The organism is Streptomyces zinciresistens K42 (genome assembly GCF_000225525.1).
Classification (GTDB): Bacteria; Actinomycetota; Actinomycetes; order Streptomycetales; family Streptomycetaceae; genus Streptomyces; species Streptomyces zinciresistens.
In genome coordinates, this window is sequence record NZ_AGBF01000001.1 from 188,980 (window position 1) to 209,451 (window position 20,472).

General features: G+C 70.1%; 23 protein-coding genes. 13 read left to right on the forward strand and 10 right to left on the reverse strand.

Annotated elements, in window-relative coordinates; translation table 11 throughout:
- Window position 1: 1 nt before the first annotated feature.
- The 9 genes from SZN_RS00905 to SZN_RS00950 all read right to left on the reverse strand — a co-directional run bounded on the left by SZN_RS00905 (window position 2) and on the right by SZN_RS00950 (window position 9,051).
- Entirely contained in the window at window positions 2–451 is a 450-nt protein-coding gene (locus tag SZN_RS00905) for a hypothetical protein (RefSeq protein WP_007490641.1), read from the reverse strand.
- A gap of 18 nt (window positions 452–469) precedes the next feature.
- Window positions 470–1,711 carry a cytochrome P450 family protein gene (locus tag SZN_RS00910; protein WP_007490644.1) on the reverse strand — a complete coding sequence of 414 codons (1,242 nt, stop codon included), beginning with the start codon at window positions 1,709–1,711 and terminating at the stop codon, window positions 470–472.
- On the reverse strand, window positions 1,708–2,937 hold the full coding sequence (locus tag SZN_RS00915) for a cytochrome P450 family protein (RefSeq protein ID WP_007490646.1): 1,230 nt from the start codon (window positions 2,935–2,937) through the stop codon (window positions 1,708–1,710). The genes SZN_RS00910 and SZN_RS00915 overlap by 4 nt, the downstream gene beginning before the upstream one ends.
- Entirely contained in the window at window positions 2,934–3,533 is a 600-nt protein-coding gene (locus SZN_RS00920) for a GTP-binding protein (RefSeq protein ID WP_043727156.1), read from the reverse strand. Before SZN_RS00920 ends, SZN_RS00915 begins: the two co-directional genes overlap by 4 nt.
- Entirely contained in the window at window positions 3,514–3,873 is a 360-nt protein-coding gene (locus SZN_RS00925) for a DUF742 domain-containing protein (protein WP_007490650.1), read from the reverse strand. The genes SZN_RS00920 and SZN_RS00925 overlap by 20 nt, the downstream gene beginning before the upstream one ends.
- A complete protein-coding gene (locus tag SZN_RS00930; protein WP_007490652.1) occupies window positions 3,870–4,313 on the reverse strand; it encodes a roadblock/LC7 domain-containing protein in 444 nt (147 codons plus the stop codon). The genes SZN_RS00925 and SZN_RS00930 overlap by 4 nt, the downstream gene beginning before the upstream one ends.
- Before the next feature lie 2 nt (window positions 4,314–4,315).
- On the reverse strand, window positions 4,316–5,743 hold the full coding sequence (locus tag SZN_RS00935) for an ATP-binding protein (protein ID WP_007490653.1): 1,428 nt from the start codon (window positions 5,741–5,743) through the stop codon (window positions 4,316–4,318).
- A 163-nt stretch (window positions 5,744–5,906) separates the two neighbouring features.
- A complete protein-coding gene (locus SZN_RS00940; RefSeq protein WP_007490656.1) occupies window positions 5,907–6,101 on the reverse strand; it encodes a hypothetical protein in 195 nt (64 codons plus the stop codon).
- 781 nt (window positions 6,102–6,882) lie between these two features.
- Window positions 6,883–9,051: a glycoside hydrolase family 15 protein gene (locus SZN_RS00950; protein ID WP_007490660.1), complete on the reverse strand. Its 2,169-nt coding sequence runs from the start codon at window positions 9,049–9,051 to the stop codon at window positions 6,883–6,885.
- 801 nt (window positions 9,052–9,852) lie between these two features.
- On the opposite strand from SZN_RS00950, the gene SZN_RS00955 reads away from it, so the two are divergent.
- From SZN_RS00955 to SZN_RS01020, 13 genes are all read left to right on the forward strand, one after another.
- Entirely contained in the window at window positions 9,853–10,311 is a 459-nt protein-coding gene (locus SZN_RS00955; protein WP_030587915.1) for an ATP-binding protein, read from the forward strand.
- 83 nt (window positions 10,312–10,394) lie between these two features.
- A complete protein-coding gene (locus tag SZN_RS00960) occupies window positions 10,395–11,381 on the forward strand; it encodes an aldo/keto reductase (RefSeq protein WP_078508332.1) in 987 nt (328 codons plus the stop codon).
- Between the two features lie 56 nt (window positions 11,382–11,437).
- Window positions 11,438–11,848, forward strand: coding sequence for a 6-pyruvoyl trahydropterin synthase family protein (locus SZN_RS00965; protein WP_007490666.1), 411 nt, complete (start codon window positions 11,438–11,440; stop codon window positions 11,846–11,848).
- A complete protein-coding gene (locus tag SZN_RS00970) occupies window positions 11,845–12,576 on the forward strand; it encodes a 7-carboxy-7-deazaguanine synthase QueE (RefSeq protein WP_007490668.1) in 732 nt (243 codons plus the stop codon). The genes SZN_RS00965 and SZN_RS00970 overlap by 4 nt, the downstream gene beginning before the upstream one ends.
- A 31-nt stretch (window positions 12,577–12,607) precedes the next feature.
- The gene (locus SZN_RS37505; protein WP_007490670.1) at window positions 12,608–13,183 is read left to right on the forward strand and encodes a phosphoribosyltransferase; all 576 of its coding nucleotides are present in this window, start codon (window positions 12,608–12,610) and stop codon (window positions 13,181–13,183) included.
- The gene (locus SZN_RS00985) at window positions 13,180–14,292 is read left to right on the forward strand and encodes a glycosyltransferase family 4 protein (protein WP_007490672.1); all 1,113 of its coding nucleotides are present in this window, start codon (window positions 13,180–13,182) and stop codon (window positions 14,290–14,292) included. Before SZN_RS37505 ends, SZN_RS00985 begins: the two co-directional genes overlap by 4 nt.
- 80 nt (window positions 14,293–14,372) lie before the next feature.
- Window positions 14,373–15,074, forward strand: a complete 702-nt coding sequence (locus SZN_RS00990) for a PIG-L deacetylase family protein (RefSeq protein WP_007490674.1) — start codon at window positions 14,373–14,375, stop codon at window positions 15,072–15,074.
- Window positions 15,074–15,808: a WbqC family protein gene (locus tag SZN_RS00995; RefSeq protein ID WP_007490675.1), complete on the forward strand. Its 735-nt coding sequence runs from the start codon at window positions 15,074–15,076 to the stop codon at window positions 15,806–15,808. The genes SZN_RS00990 and SZN_RS00995 overlap by 1 nt, the downstream gene beginning before the upstream one ends.
- Window positions 15,805–16,407, forward strand: a complete 603-nt coding sequence (gene folE, locus SZN_RS01000) for a GTP cyclohydrolase I (RefSeq protein ID WP_007490677.1) — start codon at window positions 15,805–15,807, stop codon at window positions 16,405–16,407. The genes SZN_RS00995 and folE overlap by 4 nt, the downstream gene beginning before the upstream one ends.
- Window positions 16,404–17,102: a nucleoside/nucleotide kinase family protein gene (locus tag SZN_RS01005; protein WP_139063504.1), complete on the forward strand. Its 699-nt coding sequence runs from the start codon at window positions 16,404–16,406 to the stop codon at window positions 17,100–17,102. Before folE ends, SZN_RS01005 begins: the two co-directional genes overlap by 4 nt.
- Window positions 17,084–18,127, forward strand: a complete 1,044-nt coding sequence (locus tag SZN_RS01010; RefSeq protein WP_007490682.1) for a radical SAM protein — start codon at window positions 17,084–17,086, stop codon at window positions 18,125–18,127. Before SZN_RS01005 ends, SZN_RS01010 begins: the two co-directional genes overlap by 19 nt.
- A complete protein-coding gene (locus SZN_RS01015; RefSeq protein WP_007490684.1) occupies window positions 18,124–19,224 on the forward strand; it encodes a DegT/DnrJ/EryC1/StrS family aminotransferase in 1,101 nt (366 codons plus the stop codon). The genes SZN_RS01010 and SZN_RS01015 overlap by 4 nt, the downstream gene beginning before the upstream one ends.
- A complete protein-coding gene (locus SZN_RS01020) occupies window positions 19,212–19,877 on the forward strand; it encodes a 3'-5' exonuclease (RefSeq protein WP_007490686.1) in 666 nt (221 codons plus the stop codon). The genes SZN_RS01015 and SZN_RS01020 overlap by 13 nt, the downstream gene beginning before the upstream one ends.
- Before the next feature lies 1 nt (window position 19,878).
- Here SZN_RS01020 and SZN_RS01025 read toward each other — a convergent pair whose 3' ends face one another.
- Window positions 19,879–20,376, reverse strand: a complete 498-nt coding sequence (locus SZN_RS01025; RefSeq protein ID WP_007490688.1) for an NUDIX hydrolase — start codon at window positions 20,374–20,376, stop codon at window positions 19,879–19,881.
- Window positions 20,377–20,472 lie beyond the last annotated feature (96 nt).

Sequence of the window (20,472 nt, forward strand, 5' to 3'; positions counted from 1 at the left end):
TCTATCGGATAGGCAGGCTGGTGGTGCGCCGATCCCGTCGATGGGGAGCGGGCGGCGGAGGTGTGCGGCCGTCGAGGGCGGCACGGAGGTCGTCCGGTCGGGTCGTGCCGCGGCCGGGCAGGACGACCCAGCGGACATCGCGGCCGGTGGTGATGAAGGCCGGCGGGACCGAGATGATCGTGCCGGGGCGCAGCAGGCGGCTCCCGCGAACCTCCCAGGAGCCGGGCGCCACAGCGCCGGGCTCCAGGAGGAAGAACCAGGTCCGCGTGTCGCTGTTGGCGAGGACCGGGCCGGAGTGGGAGCCAAGGATCTCGTGGGCGCTCGCGGCGCTGTCCGCGCCGGCCCGCACCGCGTCGAAGTACTGCCCGCACGGCAATCCGAGGGTTTGGACCCGGGGCACCCACGCTGGCTCCAGTGTGCTGTCGGCCCAGCCCCACGCGTTGTCGAACATCCTCGTGCCCCCTTTACATCAGGCCGCCGCGCCGGTGTTGCCGGCTTGGGCGGTGGTGAGGACGACGGGCAGTTCGCGGTAGTCGTTGCCGATGAACGACGGCTGCGGGAGCAGGCCGTCCTCGTCGGTGGCGAGCCGCAGGCGGGGGAAGCGGGCAAAGAGCGCCGGCAGGGCGACGCGGGCTTCGAGCCGGGCGAGGGGCGCGCCGAGGCAGAAGTGGATGCCGTGGCCGAAGGCGAGGTGCTGCCGATCGTCGCGGTCGATGTCGAAGTGATCGGGCTGGGGGTTGGTCTTCGGGTCGCGTCCGTGCGCGCCGAAGCCGATCAGGATGAGGTCGCCCTGGCGGATCGTGACGCCCTCGCCGAGGTCGATGTCGGCCGTGGCGTAGCGCAGCGGCAGGTGCATGATCGGGGGGTGTTTGCGCAGCGTCTCCTCGGTGACGTCGTCCCAGCGTGTGGGGTCGGCGATCGCGGCGGCGAGCTGGTCGGGGTGGGCGAGCAGTTCGACGACCGCGTGGTTGATAAGGGAGACGGCGGTCTCCGAGCCCGCCCCGATCATGAGGATGAGGGTGCTGACGAGTTCGTCCTCGCTGAGCCGGTCGCCATGGGCTTCGTGGGTGGCCAGCAGGATGCTGGTCATGTCGTCGCCCGGGGTGGCCCGCTTGGTGGCGATCAGAGTGCGCATCGCGGCGAACATGTCGTCGCGGATCTGGGCGGCCGTCTCGTCGGAGGCGCTGGTGTCCAGCACGGCGTCGATGACCCGCAGCATCTCGGGCCGCTGCTCGTCCGGCACGCCGAAGAGGTCGCAAATCACCCGGGTGGGAACCGGGTAGGAGAAGACGGCCCGCAGGTTGACGGGCTGGTCCGGCTCCAGGGCCTCCATGGCGTCCAGGAGGCTGGTGACGATCGCCTCTACCGCGGGACGCATCGCCTCGATCCGGCGGGCGGTGAACGCACGGCCCACGAGGTCCTTCAGGCGCTTGTGGTCGGCGCCGTCGCTGGTGAACATGCTGACGACGTCGACCCAGGCGGCCAGCCACGGTATGGCGAAGGGCCGGTAGCCGGGCCAGCTCTTGCGGGCGTCCTTGGAGACCCGCGGGTCCACGAGCAGCGTCCGTGCGATGTCGCCGCGGGTGACGGACCAGGCGGTCAGGTTGCTGGGCATGGTGACGCGGACTGCGGGGCCCTGGGCGCGCAGCTGGTCGGCCTGCGCGTACAGGTGTCGTCCGGTGGTGTCGAGGGTGATCGGCGAGCTGGTCACGCGGTACCTCCTGCGGATGTGGTGGCGGTGAGGACATCGGCGGGCTGCTTGCGGAAGCTGACGTTCAGCGAGACGGGGCACTGGTGGAACGGGCCCGGCCGGTTGGGGACGTCGGGGTCGGTGAGGTCGAGGTCCCAGAGGCGGTCCAGGATCGTCTCGATGGCGGTCTGGGCGATGACGCTGGCCTGGCCGTCGGCCGGGCAGCGGTGCGGGCCGGCCGACCAGGCCAGGTGCGAGCGGTTGTCGTAGCCGAGGCCGGGCGGCAGCGCGGGGTCGGTGCCGGTGGCCGCGTGACTGATGAGGACCGGCTCGCCTTCGGGGATGGCGACGCCGTGCAGCATGGTGGCGTGACGGGCGAAGTGGGCGCTGAAGTTTGCCATCGGGCTGCGGGTCCACAGCACCTTCTCCATGGCGCGTCGGACGGTGACGGTGCCGCCGGCGAGGTCGCCGGCGTAGGTGTCGTCCTCCAGGAGCAGGCCCAGGCCGGAGGCGATCCACGCCGCAGTGGGGATGGTGCCGGCGCCGACGAAGCAGAAGAGCTGGTGGACCATCTCCTCATAGGTGAGGCGGGCGGGATGGGCGAGCATCCAGGACGTGAAGTCGGCACCGGGCCGCTGCTTCTTCGTCTGGATGAGCTCGAAGAGGATCCGCGCGAAGTCCTCCGCCGCCTGCGCGGCCGCAGCACCGGCGCTGATGATGCCCTGGCATGCGGTGACCATCCGCCCGGCCAGCTGGGTCGGGCAGCCGAGGATGTCGGCGAAGATCAGCAGCGGCAGGGTGTCGGCGAAGTCGACCATCAGGTCGGCGTGCCCGCGGGGGGCGATCCGGTCGATGAGCCAGTTGGCGTGGGCCTGGGTGGTCTCGCGCAGCATGTGGACGTCGACGCGGGCCAGGCACTCCTCCAGGGCGATGCGCAGCCGCTCATGGCGCTGCCCGTCGGCGTACAGCAGGCTGGGGCGGAAGGCCATGAGGGCCAGGACCGGGCTGTCCGGCGGGACCCGGCCGTTGTTGAGCGCGGCCCAGCGGCGGCTGTCCTTGCTGTAGGTGGTCGTGTCGTTGAGCAGGGTGATCGCGGCCCGGTGGCTGGTGACGACCAGGGCGTACACGTTCTCCGCGATCTCGGCCCAGCCGACGGGACCGGCGGCCCGCAGTTCGGCGTAGGCGTCCTGGGGCCGCAGTGCGAAGGCGTCGCCGAACAGGCGAGGCGGGCGCGGGGAAGCAGTCATCGGGCGGGCTCCAGGCGGGGGTGGGTGAGGATGTCGGTGACCAGGGCGATCAGGCCTTCTTTCGCCGAGTGGCGGAAGCGGGCGTCCAGCCACACCAGCGGGCGGTCGTCGGCCATGGTCAGGGAGTCGCGGATCTCGGCGTCGCTGTAGCGGGGGGCGCCTTCCTCTGCGAAGTGGTTGATCGCGACGGTGTACGGCAGGCCGGCGGACTCCAGCAGGTCGATCGCGTCGAAGCTCTCTTCGATGCGGCGGGTGTCGACGAGGACGAGGCCGCCCAGAGCGCCGTCGAGCAGGGAGCGGACCATGCGGTGGAAGCGCGGCTGGCCCGGGGCACCGAAGAGGTAGAGCACGATGTCCTCGGCCAGCGTGACGCGCCCGAAGTCCATCGCGACGGTGGTGGTGGTCTTGTCCTTCATGCCGCCGAGGTCGTCAATGAGTTCCCCGGCCTTGGTCATCTGCTCTTCGGTGCGCATGGGGCGGATTTCCGAGACCGCACCAACCAGGGTGGTCTTGCCCACCGCGAACGGACCGAGGACGACCACCTTGACTGAGCGGGCCCCGGCCGACACATAGCGGTCAGAGCTTCTGTAGTCCATCCAAAACCCTTCTCAGGAAGTCCTCATCGTGCTGCTCCGCAGCGGGAACGAACGGTGCACGGGCGACCAGGTGACCGCTGTCGACGAGACCGGAGACGACGACCTTGGTGACAGCCCCGGGCAGTTCGAGGTGGACGGCGACCTCGGACACGGCCAGGACGCCGGGAAGGCACAGGTCCATCACCCGGTACGCCTGTGCACCCAGGCCGGCCAGTGGCACATTGGGGTCGGCGATCAGCAGGGTGGCCTCGTCCAGCGTGGTGCGCGAGGGTGTGGCGCGGCCGCCCGTGGCGGTGTAGGACCGCACCATTCCGCGCCGCTGGCGCCCGTGCGCGGTCATACGGTGCTGCTCCGCTCGCGGGCGCCGAGCACCGGGCGCAAGCCCTGGATCATCTTCAGCGTGGCCGTGATGGCGAGTGAGGCCTCCTTGCTGAGCGCGTCGCCTCGCACGGAGACACCGACTCCGGTGCGCTCGCCCGCCGCGAACAGCAGCACGGTGGCGTCCTTCAGATCGCTGACGACGTGCCGCATGACCAAGGAGCTCTTGTTCTGGTCGGGGTAACCACAGAACGCGCCGAGGTCGGCCTGCAGAGACTTGACGCCGGAGAGGGCGGCTGCCGTGCGCTCGGCGTCGTCGCGTGACAGGTCGTCCGACTTGGCGATCACCAGTCCGTCGCTGGAGAACAGGACTGCGTTCATGACGCCCGGCTCGTCGCACAGTCGGTTCAGGGCCCAGGTCATGTCGGTGGAGTCGGCGGTGTGCTGATCGGCGGTGGTCACTGTCACAGTCCTTCGGGTTCGGTATCGGTGGCCTCATAGCCCGTGCGGAAGGCCTGGTGCAGGCTGTCGAAGCCCGCGGTCAGGGCATCAGGGTCGGCGGAATCGGTCAGCGCCTCTTGGGTGGGCCCCTGAGGCGCGGGCATCAGGTGTTGTGGCGTGCGTTTGGGCAGGCCCGAGACTGTGGTTCGCGACGCCGGGCGCGTCGTGGCCTCCGCCGGCGCAGACGCGGAAGGTCCGGGTGCTGGGGCCGCGAGCGCTGCAAGGGGTGCGCTGGGCGCGACCGGTGCATGTTCGGGCTCTGCCGTCCTCGGGGGCTCGCCCATCAGGGCGCTGGGGACCAGGAGTGCGGCCTTGACCCCACCGCTCGCAGAGGGGGCACCCACGTCGACGCGGAACTTGTAGTCGTAGGAGAGACGCCCGATGACGGCGAACCCGAGCTTGCGCTCGTCCTCGAGGCCCGCCGCGTCCAGCAGAACCTTGTGGGACAGAAGCCGTTCGGCGTGGGCGAGTTGGTACGGGTTCATGCCCAGGCCCGTGTCCTCCACGACGATGCGATAGCCGGCCTGGACCCGCTGAACGTAGACCGTCACCTCGTCGCTGGAGTAGGTGGTCGCGTTGATCATCAGCTCGGCGAGGGCGACAGCGATGGGCTCGACGACCCGGCCCTCGACATACTGCTCGCCGACGTCGGGCAGGTAGGTGTAGTTCACCCGGTCGTACGGGCCGATGCGTCCGCGCGCGCTCTCGATGATCTCGCGGAAGGTGGCGTTCGCCCGCTGAGTGCCGGGCCATGAACCGGCGAGAATCCGCAGGCGCTGGACCATGTGCAGGGCTCGCGTAGCGAAGTGGTCGATCTCGATCAGGCTCTGGTGGTAGGTGCTGGCTTGCGAGTGCTTGCCCAGCTCCTCGTCGATCTTCATCTGCAGCTTGGTCAGGAAGGTCTGGACTTCGTCCGCGGTTCCGCGGACGCCGGCCCGGGCCGAGCGGCCGATGCCCTCATGGGTCACGGCCACGGCCTCGCGCACCATCTCCACGACCGCCTGGTGGAGCTTGTCGAACTCGGTACCGGACAACATCTCGCTGGCCAGGCCGGGGACCAAGACACCCGGGTGTCGCCGGGCCTCCGCATCGACCACCGCCGGCAAACGCTGCTCCACCAGATGGTGGAACTCTTCACGGAGGGCCTCGTACCAGCTCCAGTTCGTGGTGAGCTGCTCCTGCAGCGCCTCTTGCTCGGCGGCCGCCTGCCGTCGGACCTCGCCCACTTTCTGGTCCGTCGCCGCGTCGGCCTTGGTGGCGCGCTCCTCCGCAGCCAGGCGGTCCCGGATTGCCTGACGCTTACCGCGGGTCTGGAGGACGAGCGCGCCGGAGACAGCGGTGAGTCCACCACCAAGCGCTATCTCGGCCACAACGTGCGGGAAGAGATTCATGACAGTCCTTCAGGTGCGGGGGCATGGCGGGTGCAGAAGCCGCGGTGGCACGGCTGGCGGGCACCGTGCGGGAGGAAGGTCGCCGGGACGGGCCTCACCGAGCGCTGCGGCCACGGGGGGAGGCCTTCACGCTCGGGGGTGCGCACCCGCCCCGGCGACCGGTCTAGGGGGAGATGCCGCCGATGACGTCCGCAACGCCCTGGACGGCTTCGCTGATGGTCGGGGCCAGTGTGGAGTCGTGCAGGTAGAACCCAAGCAGCACGGCGGCCACCGCGTGCGAGGGCCTGAGCCCTGACTTCCTGACGAGCAGCACCACGACGACGCCGAGGACGACCACGAGCGGCAGAGTGAGAAACACGCGGATCCTTCCTCACGCGGCCACCATCCTCAACTGGGCACGGCTGGCGCTGAGTTGCTGGTGGAGGCTGCCGGGCGAGGTGGTGGGAAACGACGTCTCGTACGGCAGTAACCAGAACCGACGGGGACACCGGGACCATCCCGACCCGTACGCCGCGCCGCAGACCCAAGAGTCCCGCAAGCACTGGGAATGCGCGGCGCCCCAGCGGTGGCTGGTGCCGGCCTCCACGGGGATGAACATGGATCCGTGGGCCGGGCAGCAGAGCACCGGACCTACGGGCTCACCCTCGGAACGCAGTGCCTCGAGTGCGGGCATCCCCACGCGCAGCGCGGTGACAACGACGTCAACGCCCGTAGCAGCTTCCGCTCGCGGCCGGGGGCTTTCCGCGAACTGGACGTGCCAGGGAAGGCGAGTGGCCAGGATCATCGGAACTCCATCAGCGGCAACGTGGACGGTTCGACAGGCGGAATGATCGTGAATCCAGCGTGATGCGTTTCGCGTGCCACCGATACGCCAAACTGCCGCCACTTCTTCGCCACTTCGCAGTCGCGGACAGTGATCGACGGACTCAGGAGGCCAGAACAGACGGCGCGAATCGGACGATCTCTCCTCGTGGGCTCTGCAGCTGCGCATAAGGGCGACGGTGTCGCCACTTGTTCGCCACTTCCCAGCTTCCTCTTGACGCAGCGGCGGAACTCCGGTAGTGAGCGGCTTCCGTGTCCTGCCTCACCTACCTGGCTCCCCCTCACAGTGGGCGTTGGAGCGAAAGGGGTGCGGCTGTTCATGACACCGTCCCGGCGGACAAGACGGGGGCCGGATCGATGCGATTTGGGCGGGTGGACACGGGCCCCGTCATCAACACCACACGGAGGATGGCCAAGTGGCTGAAGCCCTGAGGGAAGTTCCCCAACTGGCGTCTGGCGCGCAGGTCGTACTCCTCGGCGAGCAGGCCCACCTCGTTGCGCAGTGAAAGCAGACGCTCGCGGACCGCGGCGGCCTCCTCATGGCGGCCAATCCTGTCGAGCGACTCGGCCAGCCAGCCGGTGCAGATCACGAAGTAGCCCTCGTCGCCGGCCAACCCGTCAACGCCGGCGCCTTCGCCCTCGGTCCGGTACCGCAGCACCAGCCCACCGGTGGTGCTCAGTTCGTTCTGAACCGCCTCGACCGTGCCAATGACCCGTTTGTCCTCTGCGGGCAGGAAACCGCTGAGTATGGCGTGCAGGAGCGACGCGTCGAGCGTGCTCCCCCCGTAGTACTGGGTGAAGGTGTTCCGCTCGGCGTTGTACCCGTTCTCACACACCTCACGGTGGATCGTCTCGCGCAGCGCCTTCCACCGCTCGAGCGGGCCGGTGGCGTAGCCGAGTTCGATGAGCCGGACGGCCCGGGCTACGGCGACCCACGCCATGATGGCGGAGTGCGTGAACCGGCGGCGCGGCCCACGAATCTCCCAGATGCCCATGTCAGGCTGGTCCCAGAGCGTCTCCAGCTCCGTGACGAGCTCCACGATGATGGCGGCGATGCCGGGCGCCTCGTCCGGGCAGGCGAGTGCGATCTCGTAGAGCGCGTCGGCGACCTCGCCGTAGACATCGATCTGGAGCTGGCCAGCTGCATCGTTGCCGATCCGGACCGGCGCCGAGCCCTCGTATCCAGGGAGCCAGGGCAGTACCTTCTCGCGCAGGTCGGATTCGCCGCCGATCCCGTACATGATCTGCCGACGGCCTGGGGTGCCGGCGCAGGCACGCACCAGCCAGTCTTTCCAGGCGAGAGCCTCGGCCAGGTACCCAAAGCGCGCGAGGATACTGGCGATGAACGCGTCGTCACGCAGCCATGCGTAGCGGTAGTCCCAGTTGCGGACGCCGCCGAGCTCCTCCGGCAGTGACGTGGTCGGCGCGGCCACGATCGCCCCGGTCGGGCTGTAGATGAGAGCCGCAAGGGTCAGCAGGGAGCGGACTGCCGTAACCCGGTCCGGGCCGGTGTAGGTGCAGCGAGCCACCCACGCCTCCCAGTGGTCGAGGGTGTGCTTCAGCAGGGCATCGGGGGACGGATGCGGCGGAGGGCTATCGGCGCCCTCCCGCCACGAGAGCGCGAACGAGACCTGCTCTCCTTCGACGACGGTGAAGTCGGTGTGAATGTCGCCGGCGTTGACCTGGACGGGCCTGGTGGTGTCGAGCCAGAGCCGCCCATCGCCGTCCCCACCGGGCACGACGGCGAGACGTTTGTCGTCGATACGTTCGAGCCGGGGGACGGTGCGCCCATATCCGGGCCGGGCCCGAAGCAGCGAGAGCATCGTGACCTGCCCCTGCATCCCGGTCACAATGCGGACGACCTGCGGCGCTTCGTCGCCCGGGACCATGAAATCGGTGACCTTCACCGTGCCGGACTCGGTGGTCCACTCCGTTTCCAGGACCATCGTGTCACCCACGTACCGGCGGACCGCGACGGGCGCGGAGACGCCATTCGGGAGGATGGCGGGAGCGATCTGCCAAAAGCCGTGCTCGGAGGTGCCGAGGAGACGGGTGAAGACAGCAGCCGAGTCGAACCGCGGCAGGCACAACCAGTCGATGCTGCCATCCAGGCGGACCAGAGCAGAGCCCCTCTGGTCGCCGAGCAGGCTGTAGTCCTCGATCCGCCCCGCACTGCCGTCCACCCCTGGTGCTCCGGTGGCCACACACAGGCGGAGACCCCCGGGCTCGCTCCGGTTCACGAGCAGCCCGTCGGCAAGAAGCGGCCGGCACACCCGCGCCATCCGACGCGCGCCGAGGCCATGCCGATGGGCGAGCAGCCCGACGGGCAGTGGTGTGCCAGCCCGGTAGCGCCCGGAGCGGATTCCGTCACGGATCTCCCGCACGAACTTCCTGTCCTTCGGGTGCGCCTCGTTCGGGCGCAGGCGCCGAGTCGCCCCGCGGCGCGGTACGGCGATCTCGCCGTCCGCGTCCAGCTCACGCAGCACAGCTCGGGTCACCTTCACTGACTGGCCTATACGGTGCGCCAGTTCCTCAACAGGTGGCAGCGCCTTGCCGTACGGGTGCTCCCTGACGAAGCCCCGTAGCGCGGCGCACGCCTCGTTCAGGCCCTTTTGCGCGGTGGCGGGCGTCACGCGGCCACCGCCTGGGCGCGAGCGGTGCCTTCGAAAGCGACCCGCCGCAACGCGGTGGGGTCCTTCGCCAGTAAGGCCGCCGTCTGCACGACGGCAGCAACCGCCGACCGGCGGCGGCGCAGAGCATGGAACACGGTCACTCCGAGGGGACGTGGGTTGCGACGGTGGGGGCCGGTGGTCACCGCGGTCGTCAGGCAACGACGGACCGGGCGCGTCTTCCGCACGGCTGTTCCAGCACCGGGATGGGCGCGCTGGCCCTCTCGCCACCCGGCCGGGAAGCGAGCACGCGCACCGAACGGTGAGCTGCGCGCCGGCGGTGAATCGCAAGCCCCTGCCAGCGCGTGGCCTCCCCGCCCAGAAGTGCGCGGGGAGGCCACGTGCTGGTCCATCTCCACGATGACGGTGATCTCTTCGCATCGGTACGCCAAACCGTCGCCACTTCTTCGCCACTTGGGCGGGGGACAGCCTCAAGCCGGACTCTCATTTGTCATGTTTTGCCGTTCTTTCCTGGAGTGGAATTCCGTGTCGCGGGGCGCGAAGTGGCGAAGAAGTGGCGACGGTTTGGCGTACCGATGCCGCTCGTCTTCCGCCACCGTTGAGGCAGGCCGCGATCGTGGCCACGCCCCAGGGCGTCTCGAACACGAGGAGACGAGGGTGCCCTCAACAACCGCCGAGCTGATCCGTGACCGGAGCCTCGGAGAGCTGGTGAGACACAGCAACGTCGAACTCGCCGGCCTCGACGCCCCGCAGCGCGTGGCCCGCGCGGCAGTCCACGACGCGCTGGATGGCGATGCCGATGACGCCTTGCTGGACGACCTGGACATCGTCGCCAGCGAGGTCGTCACCAATGCCCTGAAGCACACACCTGGAGCGGTCCGGATGCGCCTGGAGATCTACGAGCGGGGCGTGGCCATGGGCGTGATCGACCGCGGCGCCGACTTCGACGCGCTCACCGTGGCCCCGGCCAACGAAGACCCCGCGGCGCTCATCGAGGCCACCAGCGGCCGCGGTCTGCTCATCGTCAGCTGCCTCACCCGGTGCCTGAAAGTGGAGCCGGCCACCGACGGAAAGATGGTCACTGCCATCCTCGACCGTCCGGCAGGTGCGCGGTGACGGGCGAACACACCCTCACACCTCGGCACCTCGGCCGAGGCCTGAGGGCTCATCCGCTGGGCGTCAACACCGGATCCATAGGCATGACGGATGAGCGAGAACTGGGAAACCCCTCCAACGACGGCCGACTGCTCGACGGCCTACGCCGTGCGGTGGAGCTCGGCGCCAACCTCCTGGACACGGCCGACTCCTACGGAGCAGGCCGAGCGGAACGGATACTCGAACGGATCCTGCGCGAGTACCGCAATGAACGTCTGATCGTGAGCAGCAAGGTCGGACGCATCCGCGGATCCGCACCGCACGCCTACGCCGACCGCAACATCCACCGACAGTTCCAGCAGACCCGCGACAACCTGTACGTCGACCAGGTCGACATCTACACCCTCGACTCCTGGGACTTCGGCCCCCAGGACCGTTACCTGGGCGGCGCCATCGACCAGGTGCGCACATTGCAGGAACTGGGAGACATCAAGGCCATCGGCATGCGCGGCCCGTACATCCACTACGGAGCGACACTCGCCGAGCGCAGCGCGTGCGCGGAGCGCTTTCTCTACCTCTTCCGTCTCATCAAGCCGGATGTCATCTGGACCCGGTTCAACGCCCTCACGCCGGTGATCTCCCTGGAAGGCGAAGACCTGTTCGGCTTCACCGCCCGCCACAGAGTCGGCGTCATCCTCGCCGCGCCGCTGGCCCATGGACTGCTCACTGGCAAGACACTGCCCAGCGCCATGCCCCGTCTCGGTCCCTCTGGCTCAGCGCCGAGCGGCCGCGCCTTGTCCCCGCGGGCGCTAGAGGCCATCTCTGCCGGCCTCCGCACACTCCGCGACCACTTCGGCGACGCGCCCGGCGTCTTGACCCGGCTCGCTCTGCGGTCATGTCTGCAGAAGGCCGACCACGGCGCAGCAGTCGTCGGCTTCACACACGAGGACCAGATCACCGAGAACTTCCGCTGCCTCGGCCCACCCCTCACGTCCACCGAGCTCGCCCTGGTCGACGAGGTCTACGCCCAGATCCGCACAGGGATAGAGGGATCGACCGAGGGACAAGGCGCGCGCAGGGCCAGGGTCTGACCCCGCCGCGCGCACCAGCCCCCAGCGCCCACCCCGCATTGAGGAGGACGACGACCATGAAACAGGCCCCGGACGGGACCTTCACCATCAGCAAGCGATTCGCTTTCGACGCTGCGCACCAGCTCACCAGCCTCGGGCCGGACCACGTGTGCGCCCGCCTGCACGGGCACGGCTACCGCGTCGAAGCGGTCCTGTCCTGCACCGAGGACGAACTCGTACCACCGGGATTCGTCGTCGACTTCAAGGACCTCGAGCCGCTCGCGCGGTACATCAAGGACACGCTCGACCACCGAAACCTGAACGAGGTGCTCGACTTCGAGCCGACCTCGGAACTGCTCGCCCGCCATCTCGCCCACTGGTTCCTCACCCACTTCACTCCCGCCGTCGCGGAGCGGTTGATCCAGATGCGCGTCAGCGAGACCGAGAAGACCTGGGCCACCTACACCCCGAACCGGAGGACGGCGTGACTGCCAACCTGCTGCTGGACACGGACCACGAGTTCGAGCTGATCATCGCCTACACCTTCGGCGACACCCAGCCCACCTTCCAGGGCGAGGGCCCGAGCGCCGGCACGCCCGCCGTCTTCATCCGCCTGTCGCGCTGCAACCTCACCTGTGGCTACTGCGACACCAAGGAGACCTGGGACTGGGCCAACTACGACATCAAGAAGGAGTCCCACAAGCGCACCGTCGACGACCTCGCTGCCTGGGCCCTCGCTCAGGATGTCGAGCTGGTCGTGATCACCGGCGGTGAACCGCTGCTGCAGCAGAAGAAGCTCGTCCCCCTCGTCCAGCGCCTCCTCGCCGGCGGCAAGCGCATCGAGTTCGAGACGAACGGGACCATCGCCCCCCTCTCGGAACTCCTTATCGACGGCGTGCAGTTCAACGTCTCGCCCAAGCTCGCCAACTCCGACGTCGCCGAGCACAAGCGCATCGTCCCGGTGGCGCTGCGCGCCTTCGCCGCGAGCGGTCAGGCGATCTTCAAGTTCGTCACCCGCACCGTCGACGAGCTCGACGAGATCGCCTCCTACGCCGAGCAGTTCGGGCTCGCCCCGATCTATGTCATGCCGGAGGGCACCACCGCGGAGGGGCTCGTGGCCACGACCCGTCTGCTGGCCGACCACGTCCCCGCCCGCGGCTGGCACTTCACCCAGCGGATGCACATCTTCGCCTTCGGCGACAAGCGCGCCCGCTGACCCGACTGCCTTCCCCCTTCGGAGGACTCACGTGACCCAGCCCCTCACCCGTACCGAGAGTGCGCCCGTGCAGCGCGTCTTCGAGCACAAACGCATCTGGAACCTGGACCAGGAGGCCTTCCAGACGGCCGCCGCTCTGATCGCCGCCCACGAGCCCCGCCCCGACGCCGTAATTGGCATCGCCCGCGGCGGCGTCCCGCTCGCCCGGGAACTGGCGACGCACTTCGGCGTCGAGGCCATCGAGATCACCGCCCGGCACAACACCACCGACGACCTCTACCTGGAGGCCACCGGCCGCGTGCAGCTGCCCACCACGACCGCCGATGCCCTCGGCCGACTGGCGTCCGGGCAGCGGCTCCTGGTCGCCGACGACATTTGCGGCACCGGCGCCACCTTCAAGGCCGTCCTGCCCTTCCTCACCGAGCGCCTCGCCCCCGGCCAGCTGCGCAGCGCTGTGCTGTGCCGCAGCCGGGCGGCCGACTTCATCCCCGACACCTGGGTGTGGGACACCCTCGACTGGGTCCTCTTCCCCTGGAACGAGCCGACCGACCAGCACACCGAAGACCTTGCGGCGCCCGCCGCCGTGCGGACGAAGGAGTCGCTGTGAGCACGATCGCGTTCTGCCTGCTCACCTACCGGCCCGACCACCCCTCGGGCATCGAGCGAAGTATCGCCGCCCTCGTCGAGGGCGTACGCCGGCTCGGCCACACCCCCCTCATCCTGGCGGCCGGCCCCGCCTCGCCCAGCGACGTCGCCGAGCCGGGCATGGTCCGGTTGGACTCGGTCCGCCTCCCCCGTCCCGCCCTCAACGACGACGTCCTGCGGGCCCTCGCCGACCCGCAGCCGGTCATCGAGGAAGTGCGCGGCATCCTCGCCCGCCACCAGGTGGACGCGGTGTGCTGGGCGGACACCTTGTGGGGCCTGGGCTACCTGAACCCGGTGCCGGACGGCGTCCGCTCTGCCCTCATGGTTCACAAGATCCGCCGCAGCAGCGAGGACCGCTGGCAGCAAGCCCTGGCCGCCGTCGACGTGGTGTGCCCGGCCAGCGACTACCTCGCCGCGGAAGGCGCGCAGGCCGGCCTGGACACCAGCCGCTGGGTGACCGTCCCCAACGCGCTGCTCACCGACCCCGCACCCGTGCCCGCGGACCAGCGCGAAGCGTTGCGAGCCGCCGGACCCATTCGCATCGCCTCCCGCGTGGAGCCTGCCAAGGGCCTGGCCGAGCTCCTCAAGGCCATGCCCGCCGACTGGGGGCGGCCGATTGAACTCGTACTGGCTGAAGCCGACTTCGAGTTCTTCCCCGGCATGCAGCGCGACGTCATCGCCGCCTGCAAGGAACAGCAGGCCGCCCGGCCCGAGCTGATCCGCATCCTGCCCGCGCTCGGCTGGCGCGAGGTCCCGCAGTTCCTCGCCGGAGCCGCCGCAACCGTCATTTCCTCCACCGAACCCGAAACCTTCTGCCACACCGCCGCCGAAGCCCTCTCCGTCGGCACACCCGTGATCACCTTCGACTTCGGCAACGTGCCGGGCATGGCGGGCCCCGCCGGCCGCGCCGTCCCCCTCGAGAACGGCGCGGACGCCCTGTGGAAGGCCCTGCGCGCCCTGCTGACCAGCCCCGACGACTACCGGGCCGCCAGCCAGTCCGCCCCCGACCGTGTCGCCGCCTTCAACCCGGCCGCAGCCGCCCGGACGCTGCTGGCCGCACTGCAGATCTGACGCGATCAGTCTCCGCCTTGCCGCACGGGCGCGCCGTGCGGTCCCGTCGCTCCCTTCCCACGGACAAGAGGAGGGCCTTCATGTTCGGCCTGAAACCCGGTGACCGCGCCCTCGTGGTCAGCACCCATCTCGACGACGAGACCCTCGGCCTCGGCGGCACCATCGCCAAGCTGACCGAGCACGGCGTCGACGTCGATGTCCTCGCCGTCGCCTGCACCACCGCGCCCATGTACGGCGGCAGCTCCGACGCCGGCACCCGCCGCGCCGAGTTCGACGCCGCCTGCTCCGTCCTCGGCGTCCACCAGCACCACGTGGCCTGGGTCGACACCGACCGCGCCGCCCATCCCGGAACGTACCTGCCCGAGTTGGTCGCCCTTATCGAATCCGGGCCCGGCCCGTGCCTGCACACCAGTCGGCCGCACGTCCTGTTCATCCCCACCGTCGACGCCCACCACCAGGACCACCAGGCCGTCCACACCGCCGCGCTCGCCGCGGCCCGGCCCGGCGCCGCGGACATACGGTGGATTCCGCCTCTCGTCCTCGGCTACGACGGACCCGAGGACCGGTCCTGGCGCGCCGCCGACGAACCGCGGACCGTCGTGGTGGACACCAGCACCGCCTGGCCGACCAAGGAGAAGGCGCTGCTCTGCTACACCAGCCAGCTCCGCGAGGCCCCGCACCCGCGCAGTACCGCCAAGATCCGCGCGCTCGACGAAGCGGCTGGCGCCACGATCGGCACGGAGACCGCCGAGCGGTTCCTTCCCTACCGGATGGCCTTCTGATGACCGCCCGCACCGACGTACTGGTCGCCCACCAGCCCGCGTACCTTCCGTGGCCCGGTTACTTCTCCCGCCTGCTCGACGTCGACCGGCTCATCCTGCTCGACCACGTGCAGTACACCGAGCGCGGCTGGCAGAACCGCAACTTCGTCCGCAATGCCCGCGGTGAGCGGGTGCGCCTCACGGTGCCGGTCACGGGCCGGTTCGGGCAGCCGATCCGCGCGGCCCGCATCGCCGACGACCGCTGGCGCGCCCGCCACTGGCGCACCCTCACTGAGTGCTACCAGCACGCCCGCTACTGGCCGCAGTGGGAAGGGCCGCTGCGCGCGGTCTACGGCCGCTCCTGGACGCACCTGGCCGACCTGAACCAGGAGCTGATCCGGCTCCTCCTCGACGCGTTCGGGCTGGAGATCGAACTGGTCCGCTCCTCCGCCCTCACCCCTGCTGGGGCGAAGACGGACATGCTCATCAACCTGTGCACGAACACCGGCACCCGCGTGCTGCGGGCGGGCACCGGCGCTGCCGAATACCTCGACGCCGGCCTCCTCGCGCAGGCCGGGATCGGCGTCGAGGTCGCCACCTACAGCAGCCCTCCGTACGACCAGGGACGCGGGCCCTTCACTCCCGGCCTCTCCGCCCTGGACCTGCTGCTGCACCAAGGGCCCCAGGCGCGCGCAGTCCTCACCGACAGCGCCCACCTGCGGCCGTGGGCCCCGGAGATGGCGGTGCTCGGATGACCGCAACCGACACCCGCCTCCCCACCACCGACGGCATCGACCTCGGCGAGGTCGAGGCGCTCTACCGCAAGCTCCTGGTCGCGCTCGGCCAGGACGTCGACAGCGAAGGCCTGCGCGACACCCCCGCTCGAGTCGCCCGCTTCTGGAAGGACTTCCTCCAGCACGACCCCGGCACCACCGACACCGCCTTCACACACCAGGAATCCGGCGGCCAGTACGTCGTCGTCAGCGGCATCCGGGCCTGGAGCCTGTGCCAGCATCATCTCCTCCCGTTCCGGCTGGATGTCCACATCGGCTACGTGCCGGCCGGGCGGGTCCTGGGCCTGTCGAAACTGCCGCGGATCGTCCAGACCTACGCCCACCGGCTGCAACTCCAGGAGGCGCTGACCGCGCAGGTCGCTCACGAAGTCGCCGCGCTTTCGGGCAGCGGCGACGTGGGAGTGTGGTCGGTCGGTGAGCACCTGTGCATGGCCATGCGTGGCGTCCGCGACCAGGCCGCCCGCACGACGACAGCCTGTCTGCTCGGCCGGCTCGAGAGCGACGACCGACTCGCCGAACGGCTGCGCACCGCCGCCTTCCTCCCTCTGGGGGCGCGATGAGCAGGCAAATCGCGCTGGTGAACGTCGAGGGCACCAACGGGGTCGGCAAGACCCACCTCAGCCGCCAGGCCGCAGAGCGCCTCGGTCCCCGTTGCGTCCCGCTGGTCGAACTACCCGACGCCCCGCCCGCCGGATTGCCCGGCCAGGTGATCGCCGCACTGCACCAGGACGGCGACCTCTTCCTGCGCACCGGCCACCCGCGCACCGAGACCCTGCTCCTCATGGGACTGCAGGTCCACCGCTTCGAGAGCCTGGGCCCGGTGACACCGGGACAGGTCGTCCTGGAGGACCGCGGCCCGCACTCCGTGGCCATCTACCAGGCCGCCGTGCTCGCCGAGACGGAACAGCACTCCGACGAACAGGCCCTGACCACCGCCTGGCACATCCTGTCGACGATCGAATCCTGGCGCCCGCAACCCACCGCCACGATCTTGCTGTTCGACGACCCTCGCCGCTGCCTCCAGCGATTCGAGCAACGCATCGGCCGTACCGCCACCGCCAGCGAGCGCTCCCTGATGGCCCGGGCCGACCGGCTCTACCGTCTGCTCGCCCACACCCAGCAGGGCCAGTACTACGTCCTTGACCGCCAACAGGTCGACGAGCCGCACGCCGTCGCCTTCATCACCGATGTGTGCCAGCGCGCCGCGGCCGCCGCCACGCCGAAAGGAGCTGTCCCGTGCCCGACCGGAACGTGACCGTACTGTGGGCGTTGCGCTCATGGTGCGCCTCCCACAAGTGCCTGCCGTGCTACTTCAACTGGCCCGAGAACGCCACGCTCCAGGCCCTGCCGCGGTCCGGCGTGCTGGACCATCAGTCGCCGGACGACGTCCCCACCCAGCAGCTGTTCGCCTTCGCCCGCACCCTGGGCGACTCGCCTGTCCGCCGCGTCTTCCTCGCCGGCGGCGAGCCGTTGCTGTGGGCCCCGGCCCTGAAGCTGATCGAGATCCTCAAGACCCAGAGAATCGAGGTCGTGGTGTGCACCAGCGGCCCGGCCCTGAACAAGCCGGGCATGGCCGAGCGGCTGGTCGACCTCGGCGTGGACGCGTTCTCGGTCTCGCTGGACTCCACCGACGCCGAGTACAACGACCGCTGGCGCCCGCCGCGCAAGCCCGGCTTCGGCTGGGAGGGCGTCGTCAACGGCATCCGTACCGTCCTGACGGCACGCGGTGACCGGCCGCAGCCCCGAGTCGGCATCTACAGCATGATCACCAAGCTCAACCTGGACGCCATCACCACGGTGCCCCGTCTGGCCGCCGAGCTGGGCTGCGACTACTTCGTCGCCCAGCCCGTCTCGCTGCCCGCCGACCACAATCTCCACGACGAGCTCGTGCTCACCGAGACGGACATTCCGCGCCTGCGCCGGGAGTTCGGGCAGCTCTACGCCTCCGGCCTGCCGCTGACCCTGCCTTCCGTCGACTACCCCGGCCAGTTCGTCTCGGCCGTCCAAGAGTCGACCGGCCTGGTCCGCGACTGCTTCGGCGGCAACGACCTGTTCTTCGTCGAACCCGACGGCTCGGTATGGGACTGCCCCTCCGCGCTGCGCATTGCCCAGACCCCGCCCCAGCGGCGCCGCAACATCCGGGAGACCACCGCGGCGGACGCGTTCCGCCCGGCGGGCTGCGCGGACTGCGCGCTGTTCAGCGTGGACTGCGTCAACATGTGGCCCCTCATGGGATTCGACCGTGTCGTGGACCCCGCACCCGCCGGGAGCACATCATGAACGCCGGAGTCGATCCCGCGCTGATGCAGGCCCTGGAACAGGTTCTGGCCCGCATGCCCGACCCGGCCGGGCGCCGCGAGGCCGAAGCGCTGGAGAGCGAACTGGCGTCCGTCTTCGGCGCGCGGCACGCCGTTGTCGTGGCCTCGGGCACTTCGGCGCTGCACACCGCGGTCGTGGCCTGCGGCATTGGCCCCGGCGACGAGGTCCTCATGCCTGCCACCACCGTGATCATGACCGTCGAGGCCGTCGCCGCGACGGGCGCCACGCCCGTCTTCGTCGACTCCGCCCCAGGCGGAGGCGGCATCGACCTCAAGGACCTGTCCGCCAAGAGGACCCGCGCCACACGGGCGATCCTCCCTGTCCACCTCGCCGGCCGCACCGACGGCATCCACGAACTGGCCGCGTACGCCCAGGCGACCGGACTACGCCTGATCGAGGACGCGTGCCAGGCGCAAGGCAGCCGCACCCGCGGCCGCCAGGCCGGCACGATCGGCCACATCGGCTGCTTCTCCCTCAAAGACGGAAAGATCATCTCCAGCGGAGAGGGCGGATACCTCCTCACCGACGATCCGGAACTCGCCGCGCGCGCCGCCGCCTTCCGCACCCACTGGCACACCCCGGCCCCCGAGGCTCCGGCCGGCAGCCGACTGGGGCTCGGCCTCCGGCTCGCCGAGCCGCTGGCCGCCATCGCCCGCCACCAGCTCGCCGCGTTCGATGACGCGCTCGCCCGCCGCCGACACCAATGCAGGATGCTGCACGAACTCGTCGACGACACGCCCGGCCTCGTCCCGAACCATCCCCCGGACGAGCAGGAACCCAACGGCTACAGCGCCCTGTGGCACCTCACCCTCGACCGCCCGCGGGCGTTCAGCGCGCGCCTTGCCGAACAGGGGGTGACCAACAGCGTCGGCACCTTCGGTCTGCGCACCGCCCCCGAGCATCCGGCATGCCGCGAGCTTGGCCAGAATCCGTGTCCGAACGCAGCCCGTGCGGTAGACCGGCTCCTGGCCGTGCCCTTCACCGCCCGCATGGACGAGGAAGACCTCCACCAGATCGCGGCCACGATCCGCCGGGAGGCCGCACAGTGGACATCCTGACCCGCCTGCACTGCACCTTCGTCGTGATCGACTTCGAGGCCCTGACGCCCGCGGGCCGGCCCGCCGAGCCCACCGAGGTCGCCGCGATGGCGCTCGTCGTGCGGGACGGCAAGCTGGTGGAGGACGGCCGCTTCGAGTCGCTGATTCAGCCGCCGGCCGACGTGCCGGTGACCTCCCGCGACATGAGCCACGGGATCACCGAGGCGGCGCTGCGGTCCGCCCCGACCGCTGCCGCAGTGCTCGGCGAGCTGGACGGGTTGCTGTCGACACCCCCCTACCGGCTGGTGGCGCAGCACGCTTCGACTGAGGCCGGGCTCATCGCCCGACAGGGGGAGCACTGCCCCACCCTGGCCACGACGCCGCTCGTGGACACGGTGAGGATGGCCCGGAAGACCGTCCGCGGCATGTCCTCGTACGGGCTGGACGAGCTGCTGCGCTACTACGGCATCCCCAAGCCCGTGCAGCGGCACCGGGCCATGCCGGACGTGGAGGTGACCGCCGAGGTCTTCCGGTTGCTGCTGGAGGAGGGAGCGGCCGCGGGCCACTGGTCGACGCTTCTGGAACTCGACGCGGCCGCCGGTCTTCAACCGCGTCCCAAACCGGCTACGGAAGCCACCGTTCAGGACACGCTGTTCGGGCCCGACGGCGGGTAGCTCAGATGCAGTTAGCCCCGACGACGTCATCGATCCGTCCGAAGAGCTCCTTGGCCTGCAGCCGGGAGTCCTCGGCGATGCTCGGCGCCTCGGCCAGTTCCTGCTCGGTGAACCAGCGGACCTCATGGACCGGCTGCCGCGACGGCGTGGTGTCGTCCACTACGGCCACGAAGACGTGGTCGACGTGCCGGTGCGGCGCGCGCGTGTGGTTGTCGGCGCCGGCCCGCATCTCGCACACGTACCACGGCGCGATGACCTGCGTGTGCGGGAAACCGGCGGGCAGTGGCAGCGCCGGCCCTGGCAGCAGCCGGGCGGTCAGGCCGGTCTCCTCGTCCACCTCACGCACCGCCGCCTCGGCGGCGCTCTCGTCGCTCTCCACGTGTCCGCCGGCGGGAAGCCACTCCTCCAGACGCGGATGCCACACCAGCGCGCAGCGCCACACCCCTTTCTGGCCACGGTTGAAGACGAACACGCTCGCGGTGGATTCCTTGACGACCATCAGCGCACATCCCTCGGCTCGACAGGCACTTCCCGGCCCAACGGGGCACGGCCGCCCCAGGCCCGCATCGAGCCTCCCACAGCACCCAGGGCCACC

Coding starts and splice junctions, on each gene's coding strand:
- SZN_RS00905 (WP_007490641.1), bottom strand. CDS start 451: ATGTTCGACAACGCGTGGGGCTGGGCCGACAGCACACTGGAGCCAGCG.
- SZN_RS00990 (WP_007490674.1), top strand. CDS start 14,373: ATGTTCGGCCTGAAACCCGGTGACCGCGCCCTCGTGGTCAGCACCCAT.
- SZN_RS00995 (WP_007490675.1), top strand. CDS start 15,074: ATGACCGCCCGCACCGACGTACTGGTCGCCCACCAGCCCGCGTACCTT.
- SZN_RS00915 (WP_007490646.1), bottom strand. CDS start 2,937: ATGACTGCTTCCCCGCGCCCGCCTCGCCTGTTCGGCGACGCCTTCGCA.
- SZN_RS00960 (WP_078508332.1), top strand. CDS start 10,395: ATGACGGATGAGCGAGAACTGGGAAACCCCTCCAACGACGGCCGACTG.
- SZN_RS00925 (WP_007490650.1), bottom strand. CDS start 3,873: ATGACCGCGCACGGGCGCCAGCGGCGCGGAATGGTGCGGTCCTACACC.
- SZN_RS00965 (WP_007490666.1), top strand. CDS start 11,438: ATGAAACAGGCCCCGGACGGGACCTTCACCATCAGCAAGCGATTCGCT.
- SZN_RS00935 (WP_007490653.1), bottom strand. CDS start 5,743: ATGAATCTCTTCCCGCACGTTGTGGCCGAGATAGCGCTTGGTGGTGGA.
- SZN_RS00920 (WP_043727156.1), bottom strand. CDS start 3,533: ATGGACTACAGAAGCTCTGACCGCTATGTGTCGGCCGGGGCCCGCTCA.
- SZN_RS01005 (WP_139063504.1), top strand. CDS start 16,404: ATGAGCAGGCAAATCGCGCTGGTGAACGTCGAGGGCACCAACGGGGTC.
- SZN_RS01015 (WP_007490684.1), top strand. CDS start 18,124: ATGAACGCCGGAGTCGATCCCGCGCTGATGCAGGCCCTGGAACAGGTT.
- SZN_RS01025 (WP_007490688.1), bottom strand. CDS start 20,376: ATGGTCGTCAAGGAATCCACCGCGAGCGTGTTCGTCTTCAACCGTGGC.
- folE (WP_007490677.1), top strand. CDS start 15,805: ATGACCGCAACCGACACCCGCCTCCCCACCACCGACGGCATCGACCTC.